Origin of the sequence: Pseudarthrobacter sp. J1738, assembly GCF_050490315.1 — a bacterium.
Taxonomy (GTDB): domain Bacteria; phylum Actinomycetota; class Actinomycetes; order Actinomycetales; family Micrococcaceae; genus JBNPEO01.
Genome location: NZ_JBNPEO010000006.1, coordinates 67,827 through 86,400, shown reverse-complemented (window position 1 = coordinate 86,400; position 18,574 = coordinate 67,827). Strand labels below are relative to the sequence as shown.

Annotated in this window: 19 protein-coding genes; 11 read left to right on the top strand and 8 right to left on the bottom strand. The window is 58.3% G+C overall.

What is annotated here, in order from left to right; translation table 11 throughout:
* The first annotated feature begins 18 nt into the window (after positions 1 to 18).
* Complete coding sequence (gene pknB / locus ACQR35_RS09760) at positions 19 to 1,923, top strand: Stk1 family PASTA domain-containing Ser/Thr kinase (protein WP_430269916.1); 1,905 nt, start codon at positions 19 to 21, stop codon at positions 1,921 to 1,923.
* Positions 1,924 to 1,986: 63 nt separating this feature from the next.
* Here pknB and ACQR35_RS09755 read toward each other — a convergent pair whose 3' ends face one another.
* Both ACQR35_RS09755 and ACQR35_RS09750 read right to left on the bottom strand, forming a co-directional pair.
* Positions 1,987 to 2,628: an anthranilate synthase component II gene (locus ACQR35_RS09755; RefSeq protein ID WP_430269915.1), complete on the bottom strand. Its 642-nt coding sequence runs from the start codon at positions 2,626 to 2,628 to the stop codon at positions 1,987 to 1,989.
* Positions 2,629 to 2,798: 170 nt separating this feature from the next.
* Complete coding sequence (locus ACQR35_RS09750; protein WP_430269951.1) at positions 2,799 to 3,545, bottom strand: class E sortase; 747 nt, start codon at positions 3,543 to 3,545, stop codon at positions 2,799 to 2,801.
* A gap of 162 nt (positions 3,546 to 3,707) precedes the next feature.
* Here ACQR35_RS09750 and ACQR35_RS09745 point away from each other — a divergent pair, with 162 nt between their 5' ends.
* Positions 3,708 to 3,965: a cell division protein CrgA gene (locus ACQR35_RS09745; RefSeq protein WP_430267640.1), complete on the top strand. Its 258-nt coding sequence runs from the start codon at positions 3,708 to 3,710 to the stop codon at positions 3,963 to 3,965.
* Between the two features lie 420 nt (positions 3,966 to 4,385).
* Positions 4,386 to 6,413 (top strand): FAD-dependent oxidoreductase, encoded by a 2,028-nt coding sequence (locus tag ACQR35_RS09740; protein WP_430269914.1) that lies wholly within the window; start codon positions 4,386 to 4,388, stop codon positions 6,411 to 6,413.
* Positions 6,414 to 7,123: 710 nt separating this feature from the next.
* On the opposite strand, the gene ACQR35_RS09735 is transcribed toward ACQR35_RS09740, so the two are convergent.
* Together ACQR35_RS09735 and ACQR35_RS09730 are read right to left on the bottom strand one after the other, a co-directional pair.
* A complete protein-coding gene (locus ACQR35_RS09735) occupies positions 7,124 to 7,999 on the bottom strand; it encodes a rhomboid family intramembrane serine protease (RefSeq protein WP_430269913.1) in 876 nt (291 codons plus the stop codon).
* 6 nt (positions 8,000 to 8,005) lie between these two features.
* Entirely contained in the window at positions 8,006 to 8,551 is a 546-nt protein-coding gene (locus tag ACQR35_RS09730; protein ID WP_430269912.1) for a peptidylprolyl isomerase, read from the bottom strand.
* Positions 8,552 to 8,716: 165 nt separating this feature from the next.
* Here ACQR35_RS09730 and ACQR35_RS09725 point away from each other — a divergent pair, with 165 nt between their 5' ends.
* Positions 8,717 to 9,697 (top strand): hypothetical protein, encoded by a 981-nt coding sequence (locus ACQR35_RS09725; RefSeq protein ID WP_430267636.1) that lies wholly within the window; start codon positions 8,717 to 8,719, stop codon positions 9,695 to 9,697.
* Between the two features lie 79 nt (positions 9,698 to 9,776).
* Positions 9,777 to 10,652 (top strand): glycosyltransferase, encoded by an 876-nt coding sequence (locus ACQR35_RS09720; RefSeq protein WP_430269911.1) that lies wholly within the window; start codon positions 9,777 to 9,779, stop codon positions 10,650 to 10,652.
* A gap of 58 nt (positions 10,653 to 10,710) precedes the next feature.
* On the opposite strand, the gene ACQR35_RS09715 is transcribed toward ACQR35_RS09720, so the two are convergent.
* From ACQR35_RS09715 to ACQR35_RS09700, 4 genes are all read right to left on the bottom strand, one after another.
* Complete coding sequence (locus ACQR35_RS09715; protein WP_430269910.1) at positions 10,711 to 11,613, bottom strand: DMT family transporter; 903 nt, start codon at positions 11,611 to 11,613, stop codon at positions 10,711 to 10,713.
* Between the two features lie 393 nt (positions 11,614 to 12,006).
* Positions 12,007 to 12,504, bottom strand: a complete 498-nt coding sequence (locus ACQR35_RS09710) for a hypothetical protein (RefSeq protein ID WP_430269909.1) — start codon at positions 12,502 to 12,504, stop codon at positions 12,007 to 12,009.
* A gap of 170 nt (positions 12,505 to 12,674) precedes the next feature.
* Complete coding sequence (locus ACQR35_RS09705) at positions 12,675 to 13,796, bottom strand: tyrosine-type recombinase/integrase (RefSeq protein WP_430269908.1); 1,122 nt, start codon at positions 13,794 to 13,796, stop codon at positions 12,675 to 12,677.
* Positions 13,793 to 14,308, bottom strand: coding sequence for a helix-turn-helix domain-containing protein (locus tag ACQR35_RS09700; RefSeq protein ID WP_430269907.1), 516 nt, complete (start codon positions 14,306 to 14,308; stop codon positions 13,793 to 13,795). The genes ACQR35_RS09705 and ACQR35_RS09700 overlap by 4 nt, the downstream gene beginning before the upstream one ends.
* A 204-nt stretch (positions 14,309 to 14,512) precedes the next feature.
* Here ACQR35_RS09700 and ACQR35_RS09695 point away from each other — a divergent pair, with 204 nt between their 5' ends.
* The 6 genes from ACQR35_RS09695 (at position 14,513) to ACQR35_RS09670 (ending at position 18,558) form a co-directional block, all read left to right on the top strand.
* Positions 14,513 to 14,770, top strand: a complete 258-nt coding sequence (locus tag ACQR35_RS09695) for a helix-turn-helix domain-containing protein (protein ID WP_430269906.1) — start codon at positions 14,513 to 14,515, stop codon at positions 14,768 to 14,770.
* A gap of 523 nt (positions 14,771 to 15,293) precedes the next feature.
* Entirely contained in the window at positions 15,294 to 15,599 is a 306-nt protein-coding gene (locus tag ACQR35_RS09690; protein ID WP_430269905.1) for a hypothetical protein, read from the top strand.
* Positions 15,596 to 16,186 carry a hypothetical protein gene (locus ACQR35_RS09685; RefSeq protein WP_430269904.1) on the top strand — a complete coding sequence of 197 codons (591 nt, stop codon included), beginning with the start codon at positions 15,596 to 15,598 and terminating at the stop codon, positions 16,184 to 16,186. Before ACQR35_RS09690 ends, ACQR35_RS09685 begins: the two co-directional genes overlap by 4 nt.
* Positions 16,183 to 17,490 (top strand): relaxase/mobilization nuclease domain-containing protein, encoded by a 1,308-nt coding sequence (locus ACQR35_RS09680; RefSeq protein WP_430269903.1) that lies wholly within the window; start codon positions 16,183 to 16,185, stop codon positions 17,488 to 17,490. Before ACQR35_RS09685 ends, ACQR35_RS09680 begins: the two co-directional genes overlap by 4 nt.
* A complete protein-coding gene (locus ACQR35_RS09675) occupies positions 17,402 to 17,977 on the top strand; it encodes a hypothetical protein (RefSeq protein ID WP_430269902.1) in 576 nt (191 codons plus the stop codon). The genes ACQR35_RS09680 and ACQR35_RS09675 overlap by 89 nt, the downstream gene beginning before the upstream one ends.
* Positions 17,974 to 18,558, top strand: a complete 585-nt coding sequence (locus ACQR35_RS09670; RefSeq protein ID WP_430269901.1) for a recombinase family protein — start codon at positions 17,974 to 17,976, stop codon at positions 18,556 to 18,558. The genes ACQR35_RS09675 and ACQR35_RS09670 overlap by 4 nt, the downstream gene beginning before the upstream one ends.
* Positions 18,559 to 18,574: the final 16 nt, after the last annotated feature.

Below are 18,574 nucleotides of genomic sequence, written 5' to 3'. Positions count from 1 at the left end.
AGAAAGGACAGCGAAGCAGTGTCAAGCCAGCGTGTCCTGAGTGGACGTTATGAAGTCGGCGATTTGATTGGCCGCGGCGGGATGGCGGACGTCCACCGTGGTGTGGATACGCGCCTCGGACGTACGGTTGCCATCAAGTTATTGCGTGCCGATTTCGCGCGAGATCCTCAGTTTTTGGCGCGGTTTCGGCGTGAAGCTCAATCGGTTGCAGCACTGAATCACAGCTCTATTGTGGCCATTTATGATTCCGGTGAACAGCTACTTGGCGAGGCGGGGCCGGACGCTTTGCGGGCTCCGTACATTGTGATGGAGTACGTTGCTGGCCGGACGTTGCGAGATCTGATCAAGTCTGAAGAAGTCACGGTTGATCAAGCGATTGGCTACACATTGGGTGTTTTATCCGCCCTAGAGTACAGCCACGATTCAGGCATCATCCATCGCGACATCAAACCCGCCAACGTGATGGTCTCAGAGAACACCAATGCGGTGAAGGTGATGGATTTTGGCATAGCCCGTGCCATCGCCGATTCTTCAGCCACCATGACTCAAACCCAAGCCGTGGTGGGAACTGCGCAGTACCTCTCACCCGAGCAGGCGCTGGGCGAGACCGTTGATTCGCGCAGCGACTTATATTCCGCTGCGTGCATGTTGTACGAGCTCCTAACCTTCCGCCCACCGTTTGTGGGTGACAGTCCGGTTTCGGTGGCCTACCAGCATGTGCGGCAGACCGCGGAACCAGCCAGCAGCATTAACCCACAGGTTCCAGAGGCCGTGGACAGTGTTCTTGCCATAGCGATGAGGAAAAATCGCAAGGACCGTTTCCAAACGGCCGGGGAATTTAGGCGTGCCTTGCGTGCTGCTCGTAGCGGCGTTTTTCTGCACCCAGGCGATGGTGTTGAGGTTCGCACGGACCCCAATGATGTCATTCCGGACAGCGAGCGGACCGAGGGACTCCTTGCGGTAGGCGATGCAGAGACTCAGGCGCATAACTTTGCCATGGTAGAGGCCGACGACGCCCCGTCACCGTTGACGGATACCGCTCAGGAAATTGACGGCCTCCCCTTAGTTTTGCCCCCCGAACGCGACCGAACCCGCCAACAGAAGTCCCGCCGTCGTGGTTGGATTGCCACCTTTATTGTTTTTGCGCTGCTGGTCCTGGTTGGCGGTGGGCTCTGGTTGTACATGCAGTTGACCCAGAAGCCTGCGCCTCCGGTCAAGGTTCAAGTGCCGGCGGTTTCTAAGCTGCTTGAATCGGATGCTCTCAATAAGTTGTATGGCGCTCAGTTGAAGCCGGTTACGCATGAAGTGGCCGATGCCACGGTGCCGAAGGGACAGGCCATTGGCACCGTCCCGGCGGCTGGAACTTCCATGGATCCCAATTCTGAAGTCACGCTGAACATTTCCACCGGTCCCAGCAGCGCCGTCATTCCCAAAACTATTGCCGGGATGACGGAGGCTGCAGCCCGTGACATCCTGCGTCAACTCGGACTAGTGGGTGCACCCACCACCACTTTTGCCAATAGTGTGACGGTTCCCGGGAACAGGGTCATTTCCACAAACCCAGCTGCCGGCGCCACCGTGCCCATTGGCAGCACGGTACAAATTGTGGTGTCCACCGGCAAAGTTGCCGTCCCTGAGATGCGTGGCAAAACTGTTGCTGAAGCCGAGGCCCTACTCAAACCACTGGGCCTGACGCTATCTGTGACCGAGGTGGAGAACCCCAACACTGACGTCACCGGCAAGATTACCGATCAGGTGGATGCCGCTAATTCGAGTGTGGATCAAGGTTCGGCCTTGGCCGTTTCGGTGGCAAAGGCCGCGCCCACACCAACGCCGACTCCAACACCTACGTCCACAGCTACGAACACCGGCGCTGGATCAGGCTCCGGACCCAACCCGCCCAAGGGTAAAAGCAAAAATTAGCTAGGACTTGTTACCGGTGAGAACTTGGGTCGAGGAAAAGCGGTCCCATGCCTTGTCGGCGTTCTAGTGCTTGATCAAGGGGCTGAGCGTGGACGAACGCTCAGCTGCTCCTTCTAGGCCAGTCTGCTCGAGCCAGTTACCAAGCATCCGGTATCCACCCTCGGTCAATACCGATTCCGGGTGGAACTGCACACCAGAGAGCGGTGCCGTTTTGTGCTGGAGACCCATAATCACACCGTCGGCCGTTTGTGCAGTGATTTCCAGGACCTCAGGGATGCTTTCGCGCACTGCCGCAAGTGAGTGGTAGCGAGTGGCCCGCAAAGGCGAGGGAAGCCCCGCAAAAACGCTGCCGCCGCCGTGCTCCACCAACGAGGTTTTGCCGTGCATCAGTTCAGCCGCGTGGGTGACTACGCCACCGTAAGCCTCGGCTAGCGCCTGATGTCCCAAGCACACACCAAACATGGGTTTGTTGTTTTCACCGCACCATTTGATGAGATCAATGCAGACTCCCGCTTCTGCCGGATTGCCGGGCCCGGGAGAAATCAGCACACCGTCACGCGCCTCAGCAAGATCAATCGCCTCGGCAAGGGTGACATCGTCATTGCGCACCACAGTGGTCTCGGCACCAATTTCCTGCAGGTAGCCCACCAGTGTGTAAACAAAGCTGTCGTAGTTATCTACAACCAAAATTCGAGTTTTAGTCATCGCGGGGTTGCTGTACCAATCGTTGAGTCGGTGAATCGTGTGAGTTCTGAGAGCCACGGGAATACGAAGGTGACCACCAGTAGTAAGGCTAGAGCCAAAAGGCACACGCTGAGAAAAATGCGGAACCATTTCGGGCCGGGGAGGTGACGGAAGATCCAGGCATACATGTTTTATGCCGCCGTCTTGAGTGCCGCGACCTGCTTGGAGATCTCTACGGGAGGCCCTGCCGATGCGGGCCGCCAGCTCTCCATGACCGAGTACGCGATGATGCGTTCCTGGGAGCCAAAGCGTGGGTTGCAGCTGGTTATGGTCAAGACTCGTTCTGTGGGTGCTACTCCCGCTTCTGTGGGGGTGGGCAACAGGACGTCGCTGCGGTTGGGCAAGACAACTTCGGTATTGCGGTACACATAGGTGTAATACCCGTCTTTGGTTTGAACGTAGATCCGGTCGCCGGGCACTAGGGTGTGGATATTGTCCAGCACCGCACCGTGGGTTTGGCGGTGACCGGCAAAGGCGAAGTTGCCCAGGGCCCCGGGCATTGAGGTACTTGGGTAGTGGCCAAGCCCCAACGTGTCCAGAACGTCAGCACTGGTTCCTTCAATCAGGGGCCGGGTGTAGTTGGCACCAAAGCGCGGAATGTAGATCACGCCGATGGTTTGTCCGTGTTGTGGAGCTGTACCCACCTTTGGAGCACCAAAATCCTTTGTCTGAGTGCTCGGGTTGGGCTGCGTGGTCTGCGCTGGCAGCTCTTGGGCGAACTGCTTGAGGATTTGTCCTTGGCGGCTATCCGCCTCGACATTGGTCCACCACATCTCCCACACCACAAAGAGCACCAGGATGATTCCGGCGGTGATTAGTAGCTCGCCAACTACTTGGACGGCTTTACGCACTGCGCCGCCCCTTTCCGCGATCAGCATCCGGGACGTGCGGTTCACGCCGGATGTGCTGTGAATAACAGCTAGAATTGGCTGCTGAAGCATTACACGCCGCTGGCGTGCCGCGTCCCTCGGCTTTCCTTCTAGCAGGATACCAACTTGGGTGCGGCCGTTGGCCCTATGTTGATCGTCCCAGGAGGACCCGTGCCTGAGTCCAAACCCCGCAAGCGTTCAAGCCGTCGCGCTCCGGAAACTACCACCGCTGCCACTGCTTACAAGCCGAACCCGGTGTGGTTCAAACCGGTGATGTTCGGCCTGATGATTTTGGGTCTGCTGTGGATCATCACGTATTACATCTCTGAAGGCACTTTGCCCATTGCCGCCGCAGAAGCGTGGAATATCGGTATTGGCTTTGGCATTGCGATCATCGGCTTTTTGATGACCACACGCTGGCGCTCCTAGGTAGCCAGCAACACCACTTAACGTCCGACGGCGGGAACTCACCAAAGGTGGGTTCCCGCCGTTTTGTATTGGTGCTGAATATTTGCCACGAGACTCTTGCCACGAGCAGAGCAGGGGATCTGCCGTATTGGTGAGAGTGGCTGCGGCTTTGAGCCAGCTGTCCACAAGAGTGGACAACAGTTATCCACAGGCAGTGCAAATGTGGACAACTTTCGCGCTGCCTGTTGATTTCCCGGCAGCACGGGAGAAATCGACGCGTGAAGTTACAGCTGTGTAAGTTACCCACATTGTGGATTACTTGTGGAAAACTCGGGATGCACCGGAAATCTGCTGTTACTGGGTGACTCAAGAGATTGTGGACCCATAACGCTAGCGGGCTAAGTTACTCTCCAGTAACATGTTCCTATGGAAGGCTCCCACATGAACGCATACCCTCACCTCCTAGCTCCGCTCCAGGTGGGCAGTGTGACGCTCAAGAACCGCATCATTATGGGTTCCATGCACACCGGGCTCGAAGATCACACCAAGGACATTCCACGCTTGGCTGCGTACTTCGCCGAGCGTGCCCGCGGGGGTGTGGCGCTGATGGTCACTGGCGGTTACGCACCCAACCGGCGTGGCTGGCTAGCACCGAGGGGTGCACGCATGGCCAGCCAAAAGCATGCAGATGCTCACCGTGAAATCACTGATGCTGTTCATGCTGAGGGTTCAAAAATCGCCTTGCAGATTCTGCACGCTGGCCGCTACTCCTACCATCCACTGAGTGTGTCCGCCTCGGCGTTGAAGTCTCCCATCAACCCCTTCACCCCTCGCGCGCTTAGCAGTCTTGGCGTGGAGCGGCACATCAAGGACTTTGTACACAGCGCCAAGCTAGCTCAAAGCGCCGGTTATGACGGCGTGGAGATTATGGGCGGCGAGGGTTACCTGATTAACCAATTCTTGGCTGCACGGACTAACAAGCGCACGGACCGCTGGGGTGGCTCTCCGGAGAATCGCAGGCGCTTTGCTGTTGAAATCGCCCGGACCATGAGGGCCGAGTGTGGTCCTGACTTCCTCATCATCTTCCGGCTTTCCATGGCCGATCTAGTCACCGACGGGCAAACCTTCGCGGAAATCGAGGCACTTGCCCTCGAATTGCAGGATGCTGGCGTCTCCATTCTGAACACTGACATCGGCTGGCACGAGTCTCGAGTTCCCACCATTGTGACTTCCGTTCCGCGGGCGGCCTTTGTTGAGTTCACCGAGCGGGTTGCCCAAGCAGTTGATATTCCTGTGGCTGCAGCGAACCGGATTAATATGCCAGAGACCGCCGAAGCCATCTTGAGCTCAGGGAAAATCGAGCTGATCTCCATGGCCCGTCCGCTTTTGGCCGATCCTGACTGGGTCAATAAGGTTCAGGCTGGCCAAACTGAACTCATCAATACGTGTATTGCCTGCAACCAGGCGTGTCTGGATCACGCTTTTTCCAACAAACCCGTCTCATGCCTAGTGAACCCACGGGCGGGGTACGAAACTGTTTTGCAGTTGATGCCTACCCGGCGTGCTAAGTCCATTGCCGTCGTCGGAGGTGGTCCTGCTGGTCTTTCTGCGGCGGTAAGTTTGGCCCGCCGCGGTCACAAGGTGGTTCTCTTTGAGGCGCGCGAGAGCATTGGCGGTCAGTTCGGTATTGCCCAGCGCATCCCTGGCAAAGAGGAGTTCGCTGAGACTATTCGCTATTACACCAAGCAACTCGAGGTGCTGGGTGTGGACGTCCGCCTGAATACGGCAGTCACCGCTGCGCAACTTGTGGAGGAAAGGTTCGACGACGTTGTTCTCGCCACCGGGGTGACCCCCCGTATGCCCTCCATTCCCGGCATCGATCACCCCTCGGTGCTCAGCTACGCTGAATTGGTCCGTGACGGAAAACCTGCTGGTGATCGAGTGGCAGTGATCGGCGCCGGTGGCATTGGTGTGGATGTCAGCGAATTCCTCACCACCGAGCATTCAGCATCCTTGGACCTTGAGGAGTGGAAGCGAGAATGGGGCGTTAGTTCGAATCCGACCGCCGTTGGTTCGCTCACCAAGCCAGTAGCAAGCGCCGCTGCCCGCACCGTGTATTTGCTCCAGCGCAAGGAAGGCCGCATTGGGGCTGGCTTGGCCAAAACCACCGGCTGGGTGCACCGTGCTGCGCTTAAAGCAAAGAATGTCCAAGAACTTACCGGTGTGAATTATGAGCGGATCGACGACTCCGGTCTGCACATCAGCTTTGGTGAAGACCACAGCCGGCCGGAGATTCTGGACGTTGACACAGTGGTGATTTGTGCTGGTCAAGAGTCCGTCCGCACGCTCGAACCTGAACTGGTGGCTGCCGGGATCCAACCACACATCATCGGCGGTGCTGACGTGGCTTCTGAGTTAGATGCCAAACGCGCTATCCGCCAAGGAACCGAGCTGGCCGCTTCGCTGTAGATTTTCACAGTGAACAGCTCGGCTCCGAATCATTGTACGAAACCCGTCACTAGATCCGAGTTATCCACTTAGCCACAAGTGGATACCCACAAGTTATCCACAGGTGGGGAAAACTTTGGGGTGAGCTGAGGAAAAGTTACCGCGCATAGTGCGATCAGGGCTTAAATCCAGCTGTGAACTACACGCTTGTAAGTTATTAACACTGTGAATAACCCTGTTGAGAAGTCGGGTGCTGTTCACGGTCTGTTTGGATTGAACACCTTGTGTGCATCAAGTGGCCATATCCCCAGGGTGGTCAAGCAGCTTTGTGGGCCGGTGCCCTCGCGTCCAACTGTGCCCTACTGATCCGGGAACCCTGGTCTCCATGGCAACTTCAGTGGTTACCGAGAACTCACCGCCACTCAAGGAGTTGCTGGTGTGGACGGCGGATCGCTTCGCCGGTGCTGGTCCGCAGAGTTCCTGCGGCAAACTGCCCATGTAAGGCCCGTCCACTATAGGGACCTTCTCCCTTGGGAGAACTGTCCACATTTCCACACAGCACTACCCACAAGTTATCCACAAGTGGGGATAACCAATGTGGATCCGATTCTGGACATACAGGATGCAGGTGATTTAGGCCCAAAACGTCAGTGAATTACACGCTTGTAAGTTATTAACACTGTGGACAAACCCTGTGGATAAGACGGGTTCAGAAAGCCCCAAAACGGAACCTAGACCGTTGCGGTTTGTACGCGGATCCACACAGCCACAACCACCACGGCAAGGACCAACAGCAGACCCAGAACCTGCAGGAGGTTCCGCTTGGGTCCCTTGGGTGCGTAGGCGATCACGGCAGCCCCGAGGAGGCCAGTAATCAAGCCGCCTAGGTGGGCCTGCCATGCGATTCCGCTGACCATAAATCCCAGGACGGCGTTGATACCGATCAGCACTAGAAGCTGGCGGATGTCACCGCCGCGGTGCCGTTGGATAACCACCATGGCACCAAAGAGACCAAAGATGGCGCCTGATGCTCCCACCACGCCAATAACGGGAACCATGGGGGTCAAGAGCAAGAACCCTGCGGACCCGCCGATGGCGCAGAGCAGATAAAGCGCTAAGAATCGGGCGCGGCCAATCAGGGGTTCCAGGGCTTGGCCAAAGATCCACAGCGAGTACATGTTGAGCGCAATGTGGAGAATGAACCCTTGCGAGTGGAGGAACGCCGAGCTCAGCATGCGCCACGGTTCGAACACACCGGACTCGGGGCTCGCATAAATGTTCGCGAAGGCGAAATTTTGGAACACTGCGTCATTGGGGACGATCCATTGCAGGATGTACACCACAGCGCAGAGCGTAATAATGCCCAGAGTGACCATGGGCCGGCCAGCACGGACCGTGCCGCCATAAATAGTTTTGTTGCCCGCTACTGAACGCTGGGCTTCGTTGACACAGTCAACGCATTGGAATCCGACGGCGGCCGCCCGCTGGCACTCCGGACATGCCGGCCGCCCACAGCGCTGACAGCGCACATACGAGGGGCGGTCCGGGTGTCGCGGACAGACAGGGGTATCAGCGGACGGCTGTGCCGCCGGAATTCCATAGCTCATAGAGGCTTAAAGCTGCTCTACATCAATGCTGTTAATGACTACGTCTTCTACCGGACGGTCACCCATGCCAGTGCGAACGCTTTCAATCGCGTCAACAACCTTGCGAGATTCCTCGTCAGCAACCTCGCCAAAGATGCTGTGCTTGCCCTGAAGCCAGTCAGTGTTCACGGTAGTGATGAAGAACTGTGAGCCGTTGGTGCCGCGGCCGCCCTGGATACCGGCGTTGGCCATGGCCAGCTTGTACGGGGAGTTGAAGTTCAATTCCGGGTGGATTTCATCGTCGAACTTGTAGCCCGGGCCACCAACGCCGCGGCCCAAGGGGTCGCCGGCCTGAACCATAAAGTCCTTGATGATGCGGTGGAAGATGGTGCCGTTGTACAACGGGGTACCAGTCTTGTCTTCACCGGTTTCGGGGTGGGTCCATGCCTGCTCGCCAGTGGCGAGACCGATGAAGTTCTTAACGGTTTTAGGAGCGTGGTTACCGAAGAGGTTAACGACGATGTCGCCCAGGCTCGTGTGGAGGGTTGCTTTGGCAGTTGCGATAGCAGTCATAACTTCATTCTTTCACGGGTCTTGGTGCGTTGGTTGGATGGTGAATGAGTTCAGCGTTCGGTGAAATCCCAATACATTCTGCGCGCGAGAATAGCCGGGATAGCCCAAGGCACGTAGGCTAACAGCGAACCCCTTTATAAGGATCGTTCTGACCGGGAGGTAGTTGTGAAAAAGACAGATCGTATTGCCCGCGACCTTGAACAGAGTGTGGTCTCCGGTGTTGAAACCGCCAAAGACTGGGCCACACCGCGAGTAGAGGCCGCAGTGAACTGGGCTGTTCCACGTATTCAGCAAGGGCTGGATACCGCTTCGCCCAAGATTCAAGAAGGCCTCAAGTCAGCCGCTCACAATTTGGCCGACGGCGTTGCAGTAGTTACGCCGAAGCTTCAGGATTCCTTGGCCCAGCTTGGCCCGCGGATTCACGACGCCGTGGAAGACGCCACGCCAAAGCTTCAGGGCGCTTTTGATAAAGCTGCCCCGGCGTTGGGTCAGGCCCGCGACAAAGTAGTTGGCGAGTACTTGCCTTTGCTCTCCGAACAGATTGGTCACGCCTCTGACGCCGTGCACCGCAGCCTGGAAAACGCTCCAGCTCAGGTGGACGCCGTTGCACAGCGTCTGGCAGATGCTGGCGTAGTAAACCAGTTGCAGGATCAGGGCAAGAAGGCAGCTAGGCAGGCCAAGAACGTTCAGAAGTTCGCACAGGATGCTGCGAAGAAGATCGGCTCTGAAGTTGCCCCGGCGCCCAAGCCCAAAAACCGTGGATTCTTGATCTTCAGCATCATCGCCGCAGCCGTGGCTGCAGGTGTTGCAGCTTGGAAGGCCACGCGCCCCGTCGAAGACCCGTGGAAGACTCCTGCCGCACCGGCACCGTCCACCACGGTTCGTGACGTAGCTGCAGACGCCAAGGCTGAAGCCGCTGCAGCAGCTCAGGCTGTTGGGGACGATGTCTCCGCCGCTGCCGAAGAAGCTAAGGACGCTGTTGCTGAAAAGGCAAAGCACGTTGCTGAAACTACTGAGGAGGCAGTCGAGGAGCCCGCAGCAGGAAATGCCGAGGCCACCCCTAAAGTAGCCACGGATGCTAAGACGGCTGTGAAGAACATCGCCTCAAGCATGCAGAACCAGGCTGACAAGGCTAGCGAGAACTAAGCGCAGCTAAAGCTAAGAACGGACCCCGCCACCGGCAGGGTCCGTTCTGTTTTCTGAGCTAATGCTAAGTTTGTGTTCGATGTCTCCTCATAGACCCAACCCAACCGCGCAGGCTGATGCCTCCGCGGCTTTGAGCGTCTCTATTGTGATCCCGGCATATAACGAGGAATCGGTCATCCGGCAGTGCCTGATCGCTGCCATCTACCAGTCCGTGCCGGCCGGGGAAATCATTGTGGTGGATAACAAGTCTACGGATCGCACCGTGCAGATTGTGCGTCAAATGCAGACTGAGTACCCGGACACACCTATCAAACTGCTTAGTCAGCACACCGAGCAAGGATTGATCCCCACCCGAAATTATGGCCTCAACCATGCCAACGGTCAGATCTTGGGGCGTATTGACGCGGACTCGGTGATGGAACCGGATTGGGTTGAACAGGTTCAAAAGGCTTTCGCGGATGACAATGTGCAGGCTGCTACCGGCCCAGTGGTTTATTACGACATGCCCATGCGGCGCTTTGGGCTCAAAGCTGATGACCGGATGCGCCAACTTATGCTCCGCCTCGCCAAACACCAGTACCACTTCCTGTTTGGCTCCAATATGGCGCTTCGCAAAAGTGCGTGGGAACAAATTTGCGACGAAGCCTGCCGCGATGAGAAAGACGAAATGCATGAGGACATTGACCTGTCCCTGCATTTGGCCGAGCATCAACTCAAAGTTCAATACTGGCCCCAGATGGTCTCGGGGATGTCGGCTCGCCGGCTCGAGGATTCACCCAAGGACTACCGTTATTACGTGCACCGCTTTGACCGCACCTACAAGGCCCACAATGTGACCAAAATGGCTCTCAAAGCCCCTATGGTGGTGTTTTTCTCCGTCTACTTCCCAGCGAAGCTTTTGCGGGCCATTCATACGGCTAACACCGGCCAACCCACCCGCCGCGGGGGAATCTAACCCAATGAATGTGAGCCGAGGTTTTTAGACAGCGGATCCTAGAACTCAGTATCTGTAGCTAGTCGGCGCCTAGCTCGGCAATCGGTGGGATCTTTTTGCCCCGACGTTGCCCAGCAACCACTACGGCCAATCCACCAAGGATGAGGATCAGAGCCAGATAAATGCCAGCCGGGAGTACTTCGCCCAGAAAAATAGCGGCAAGAATGGCTGCCCCTGGGATCTCCAACAAAATAATCATCGAGACCACCAATGGGCTCATGGTGGCGAGCAAATAATTGAAAGCCGTGTGCCCTAACAGTTGCGCCGCAAGGGTGATGGCAAAAATCCCAGCCCAGCCTGCGGCGTCGAACCCTACGAGCCGCTGACCGGTCAGCAGCGCTAGGACGGCCACCACTGCCGCGCAGAGGCCGTAACAGAGGGTGGTGTAGGTTCCGGTGGTCATCGTTTGGCGTGCGCGGCCCCCAGCTAAGGTGTACATCCCTGCCAGGGCGCCGCCAGCGACCGCTAGAAGGTCTCCAAGCATTGCTTCGTGGGAAGAGCCCATATCGACTCCTGTGATGGCTAGAACGCCGCAGAAAGCGATTCCAAGGCCTACCAAGACCGGCCAGCGGTGTTTGGTGCCCCGGAGCAGCTGGAAGACAGCTATCCACGCCGATTGGAGGCAAACCAGTGCCGTGGCAGCGGCCACGGAGGTTAGCTGCAGAGCGGTGATAAAACACGCGAAGTGGAAAGCCAGTGCGACGGCGGCAATCGCGCACCAGCGCAGCTCACTTCGGGTGACGCGACGAAAAGAACCAGGATTTTTGATTAGTACGGGTGCAGCCATCAGGGCTGAGGCGATGGCGTTGCGCCAAAACGCGATAGCAAGGGCTGTCACCGCTGTGCCACCCAAGGTGGCAGCAATGAGAGGTCCCGAGGACGCCACACCCAATACGCCGATCGCGGCGATCAAAAAAGTCACCGTTCAAGCTTATGGGTGTGCAAGAGCGTTAGGTAACGAAACGAAAAAATCCCGGGCAACGTTTCCATTGTCCGGGACTTTCCTTATGGTGGAGGCACGGGGACTCGAACCCCGAACCCCCTGCTTGCAAAGCATGGAACCAGATGAAATTTACCCTGGTAAATGAAGAGTTTGGAAGAGTTGGGGCGCACTTGGGGCGCACCAATGCTAGAAGCGTCTCCGGAACGCCCATTTTGCGCAGCTCTGCAAGACTTCATTGCCTTTACCGCATACCTTGAGGGAACAGAATAATCTTCTGCACTGCGGAGGCGCTTCCTCTGCGAGAACTGGACTCTTTCAGGCGACGCTGGAATGGTCTCACCACTCAAATGGATAACAGCTCTAATCTCTAAACTACAGCGTGAAGCCCATGTCTGCCGCCACCACGATCCAGTCTCGTAACTTACGCGGCGGTTCGGCAGGCGGCCTAGTCGCGAAGTGAGCTGCGTAGCTCGCCTTTTGGGCTGACAACCGACTAGATGCTCGCGGGCGGGCAAGTGCGACGATGCGATCCAGGGGCAACCACGCCGGTGCCCCAAACAACACTGGGAACGTCATTGGGAACGTCAGGCCGCCCTGAATCGACTGGACAAGCACGGCGCCATGGGTAATTGCGTTCCTCGCCAAGCGTGCGCCGTTGACACACGCGCCATGCGAGTCAATGTCCCGAGCAAGCTCATAGCGCGTCCCGTGTGCTTTATACAGCAGCTCATCGAGGGTGATTCCCCAGTAGAGCGATTCCCCTATAGCAATTTGATCCGACCTCATGCTTGCACCCGTAATGCGCTCGATAGCCTGATCGAGGCCTTCGAATACGGTGGATGCCGGGGCTGTGTAACGATCGATGCTCATGCTAGAACATACCAAATGGGTTATGAAGGCAGTGCCTAGTAGGCCTGGTGAGCGGCATGGATGTTCGTAGTGCACGAAGCAGTTCTCAGCTCATTTTGAGAGCGGCTCCTCCAGCAACACAGCCTTCAGCGTCAAATATCCTCCCGTGGCCGACCCGGAGGAGACCGTCGTCACTCGAGCGTTCCCCTTCCCGCGACAAGGCCGTCAATCTTTGCCATAAGCGGCTCAAGTCCAGCAGGGGCCAGATGGCCGTACTCGTTGAGGGTGGTCGAAGGCTTGGAGTGGCCCAGTGCCCGACTGACAGACAAGATGTCCCCGCCGGCCTCGGAGAGGGCGATGGCGGCGAACGTGTGCCGCAGCCCGTGGACGTTGATACGGGCGATCCTTTCGGTTCGGCCCGCGTTCGCCCGGGTGACGCCGCGGGTCACTACGTCAGACACATACCGTTTTCCGACCGGATGGCCGGGCTTGCGCGGGCTTTCGAACAGGTGAGCCGACTCGGGGCGTCCGTAGGAAAGTTCAAGCAGCCAAGGCAGCATGGCCTCAGGCACCGGAAGGCGGCGGCGGCTGGCACGGGTCTTGGTCGTGTCTGTGCCGGATCCCGAATTTCTGACCCAGAGTCTGCCGTCGATCAGGTGGCCGACAAGGAGCGACCGGGCCTCGCCGGAGCGCACGCCCATCAGACCGAGGACCCCCAAGAGCGCCTTGTCAGCAACCTTTGGCGTAGCCGCAATGACGGCCATGAGCTCTTCGGACGACCAATAGGGGCGTTCCACATGGCCGAGGGAAACGACGATACCGTCCGTGAGGTCGGCGTCAACGAGCCTGTCGTGAACGCCGCGCTTGAAGGCTGCCCGGAGGATCTCGACCTGCTTCTTCCGCGACGAAGGGGCCAAACCCTCTCGCCGCGCCCAAATCTCAATCTCCGTAGTGTCCAGGGTCGAGACGACACGGTCGCCGAATGCCTCACGGACGACACCTGCGTGGTGCAAATCCGCACTCACGGTGTTGGGCGAACTCGTCGGGTCTGCCTTGGCAGCCAGATGGCGATCCAGGAGGGTGCCCACTGTCACGGAGGCTGTGCGTACGGCCCGAGCCTTGGGAAGGCCCATCTGGTTGGCATCGTCTTGGTACGCCTGAGCTTTCTGATGCTCTTTGTAAGACTGCTTGCGTTGAGGCACGCCCCTTCCAACGCCGTCTCGCCATCTTCTCTGCCAGCGCGGTGCGTTGCGTGCACGCTTCTGGGCGACTTCAGCCTTGGACAGCCCGGTCCAGAGATCATGCACGGTCATAGTGGCCACCGGTCCGTCATCAGAGTTTCGGAGATGTCTTTCTCGGCCTCGCGTTTCAAGAGCTCGTGCTCCACCTGGTCCCGGCGCTCAAGCTCCTCTCGGAGCTCGTCAGCGGAAAACAGACCAAGGATTTGCCGCACGAGGACGGACCTCCCGGCCACAGCCGCTTTGGCTTCACGCTCAGATGCGAAGGAAACCTCCTGTGGTGGTTGGACGCGGCTGGCTTCAATTAGCAAATCTGCAGCACGGGAGCGATCGTGGACGCGGAGAACGTCCGGATGAATGGCAAGCGCGGAGGCCAACTTAACTAGTGTGCGGTCTGGCGGAATCGCGACATTCGCCTTGCCTGCACGATATCGGAAACCGTTCAAGGCGATATGTATTGTTCCCGCACTCAGTCCGGTTGCAACCGCGAGGTCACCAATGGTCAAGCCGGAACTACGGTAGGCCGCCTTGAGCATCTCACTCTCGGATGGCACGTCAATCTCAGCATGGTTGTTGGCTTCGTTCATACAACACACACTAGTACAAATCGCTACCATTTTGGTACACTGGAGTTGCCAGGCTCCACGGAGCCGAACCGTCAAAGCGCAGCCAACCTAGCTGCTTGCGTCTCGAATGAGGCGAACGAAACCGGCCACGAGGCCGTACGGGGCCGATGTACGCCAGATGCGTACGGCATCGGATCTTCAACCCGAAGTCCGAGAGGCATTCCTATGCAATGCACTATCCACACAACTCTGACAAGCATTCTCGACAGCATCAGCCGGGACTATGCACTACTCGAGGTAAAAGACGCAGCGATGGTGATAGGGGTGACCCCTTGGTGGATCCGCCAACTCATCGCCAAAGGAGACCTCCGTGCGATCAACGTCGGAGGATATGAAAAGTCCGCCCGTTGGCGGATCGACCCTCAAGACCTGACCGCATGGATGCGCGATCGTGAGAACAGACCGCGCGACTTGGTGCGGTGACTTGTTAGTTAGCACCGGACTGCTCCTGGTCAGCCCGCAATGCGAATGCAGCGGAGTCGGCATCTTCCCGAGCCGCGCCCGCCTTCAACACACTCAAAACAATGCGACAGACGGAATCCCTCAGTCCTGCTGCGCGCAGCCAACAAGACACCAGAAAACAGGATCGCGAATCACGGGCACATTTCTTTTAGCATGCTGCTTCTGTCTGAGACCTCAACCATATGAACCAAGCCCTCCGTGGAAGCGAGGGTACTTCGAGAACTACATGCCGATCAGATCACCAGCGCATGGCCGATATCTCCGCAGGACCTACCAAGGCCGGACGTCCTTGCGGGTGGCAATTGAACGCGCATCATGGCGGCCGCGCCTCTGCTTCGCCATGACGGTGGCACACCCCGGACCCATTGCAACACTGATCTGTTGTCGTACTAACGCTAAGAAAATATCCCGGACCACCACAGAGTGGTCGCCGCCATCGCGGGTCGGCTCCGCACGTAACTCTCTTAAAAGAAAGGTCGTCACCATGACGAACATGATCTCCACTTACCTCGACGCCGAAATTGCCAAGGCCAGGAAACAGGCCTCGGATCGCATCGCCAAGCTCAAGCGGGATGCGGCAGCCGAACAGACGAAGATTGATGCGAAGGTCATCGAACTTCTGCGCGAGCAGGACACCACCGTGTATGAACGACTTTCGGGTGAGGCCGTGGAGATTCTCGCGGCCGCCAAGTCCAAGGGCTCAAGGACTGTTCGTCCGTCAGCTGATACAGGTTCGTCGGCGCCGACGAACCTCGGCGAGCCAGGTGGAACGTTGGGTGCGGGCGCATGATGGACGACGAGTCCAACGCTTCGTCCGTCTCGGGGATCGAAGGGGGCTCAGCCCCCTCGCAAGCAGCCCAGGAAGACACGAGCGCCAGCGAAGTGTCTGACGGGGCTACTGCTTGCCGCTCTGACGTACAGATGGATCAGCACCCCGACACCCCAAGCAACGCCGGTCGGGATGCTATGACAGCTGTGCGTCCGAGCAACGGCGCGAAGCGTCGTTCCAGTCGGGCGAAGCTCGACGTGGACTTCGGCCACACAACACTTCCAGCTGTGCGCGCCCGCGCGCACCGCCTCGGGCTTCAGCCCGGAGTGTGGGTGAAGTCCGTCGTCCGGGATGCTCTGCATGCATCGCGGACGGATGAGCTCGATGCTGTTGTTGCAGCTGCACTTATCGGTGGCGAACAGCGAGCTCAAGTGTCGGTGGATGTCCGAGCATTGGCTGCACAAATTCGACCGCTGGCCATCAACGTCAATGATCTCGACCGCCGTGCCCGCGCAGGTGAACCCGTCTCGCTCAGCATCGACACAGCTGAGCTGATGAAACTTCTACGCGAAGTGCGTGATCTTTTTGGCGATCGCAGGGCCGGATGAGCACCACCCATTACAGTCCCAGCAATAGCGCTGCCGAAACTGAAAGATACGTCCGTGGCTTGAACGATGAACGGGGTGTGGCTATTACGTGCGATGTCCCGGGGCCACCTGGCGCGTTCGCAACCCGGGCACGGGCATCGACACAGAACACGCGGCGTGAGGTCGAAGTCCTGCACTACCGGCAGTCGTTCAGCGACGAGGAGTTCAATCCGAAGAACTCAAACCACGTGCAGTGGGCTAATGATCTCGGGTATCTCCTTGCCAAGAAGATGCACCCGAACTCGGACGCCCTCGTTGTCACGCACATCGACGGCCGTGGTGGGAAAGTGCACAACCACGTCATTGTGATTAACCACAACAACGTGACCGGCAAAGCGCTCTCCCAGTACAGAACGTTCCACGACCGGAAGTCTGGTGACCAGCGTGGTGTGCAATCGGCGAACGACGAGCTGATGCTTGAGCACGGTCTATCAGTAGTCAAGCGAGTGGACCACCAGCCGAAGGACTGGGAGCTTCGTCGGGAAGACTTTGCTGAGGGGTCTATGGACCGGCAGATGGGCGATCGCATGATGGCCGCTCTCGGAGACCCTCGCTCGACGAACAAGGCGGCTCTCGTTGGCGTGCTCGACGAACAGAATCAGCTGTCCTTGGATGACGGCGGGGTTCCGCCCCGGATGCGGCTCCACACGTCGGTCGTCAAGAAGGGCAAGCGCGAAGGTCTTGAGACCTGGACGCTCTACATCGAGGACCGACGCGGTGAAACCGGTCGGGCCGAGCGGCGAAAGCGTACCTCGGTTCTCTCAACGGACTTCACACCGGAGGGCGCACAAGCATTCTTCGACTACCACCAACAGAACCAGATTCAGAAGGAACAAGACAATGAGCGCAGCACTAGAACGGCTGAAGCAGCAAGACGCGCAGTCGACATTGCCCGTGGAGCAATCCGAAAGGATGATGGAGGTGTTGACCTCGATCCTTACCGCCGTCGAGGCGCAGAACAGCCGTCTGGCAGGGTTGGCGGAGCGACAGCAGAAGCTCGCCTCATACGTGAAGATCATGGACCAGGAAACGAGCAAGAAGATCGAGGCCCTGGAGCACAAGCTCCGGCAATCGATCACGCAAGCATCCGTGCCCGCACCCAGCGACTCCTTGACGAGCGAGAACGTGAGGAACGAGCTGCGCGAGATCGGGCAGACGCTAAGCTCGCTCGCCAGCGTGATCGACGGAAAGCAGATCGAATCCGCAGTTTCGTCGCTGATCGCATCGACGAGTCAGATAAAGACCACGACGGCTTGGAACTCTGACCATGCCAACCGATTCGACCAGAAGTACCAGCAGGCACTCAACGCCGCCGGAAGGGCAATCATCGCGACCAAGGACAAGGCGGTAACGACTATCAACGAGACAGCAACGGCAGTGGCCGACGGGGCCACTCAACGAGTCGACGCAGCCATTGGAAGCCTCAATGCGGCCAGTCAGGGCGCAGAACGACTTGTGGAAGTAGCCGAGCACCTCCAAAAACCGTTGGGATGGGCAACAGCTGCTCGCATGAGCCTCACTCTGATCCCCGTGGCCACGGTATTGCTCATGGGCGTGATGACCATCTGGACTCTTGTCGTCGGTGTCCGGTGGGCGATGGACCAAGAGTGGGCCCTGTGGCTGAAGATCGCCGCCGGGATCGGGCTCGTCGGCCTCATCGCCGGTGCCGGGTTCGGGTTGTGGCGATTGAGCGTGTGGGTAAAGGCTGCTCTGGACGAAGCAGCGCTGCTTCCGGGCAGGAGGGGTCGATGAAGTATGGCTACACCCGCACGTCAACAAAGGACAAACAGGATGACGATCTGCAACGCCGGGCACTCATCAATGCAGGCGTCAAGGACAGTGCCATCTTCTCCGATCAGGTCTCCGGTTCCAAGGAAGCCAGGTCGCGCGCTGGATGGGCAAACCTCGACGATCGACTCCATAGTGGCGACGAGCTGGTGGTGTGGCGCATCGACCGCATCGGGCGTTCCATGATCGACGTCATCACCACAGTGGAAGACCTCCACAACCGGGGAATCGCGGTGAGATCGCTGTCAGATGGCATCGACCCGTCCAACCGTGAGGGTCGGTTGATGCTGCATTTGATGGCGACCTTCGCGGAGTATGAACGCGAGCTCATCCAGGAACGGGTTCAGGCCGGCGTGGACTCTGCGCGTGCTCGCGGCATGCAGTTCGGACGTCCACCAGTCGATCCGGCGAAGGTGGCACGGAACCTGCGCACTGTCGCCCACCTAGTGGAGAACGAGGGGTTGGGTGTCATCGAAGCAGCCAAGACTGTCGGCTGGTCCAAGGCGACCTACTACCGGCACCGGGCGACGCAGGCGGCCTCTTAGACGCCTGTCACCCACC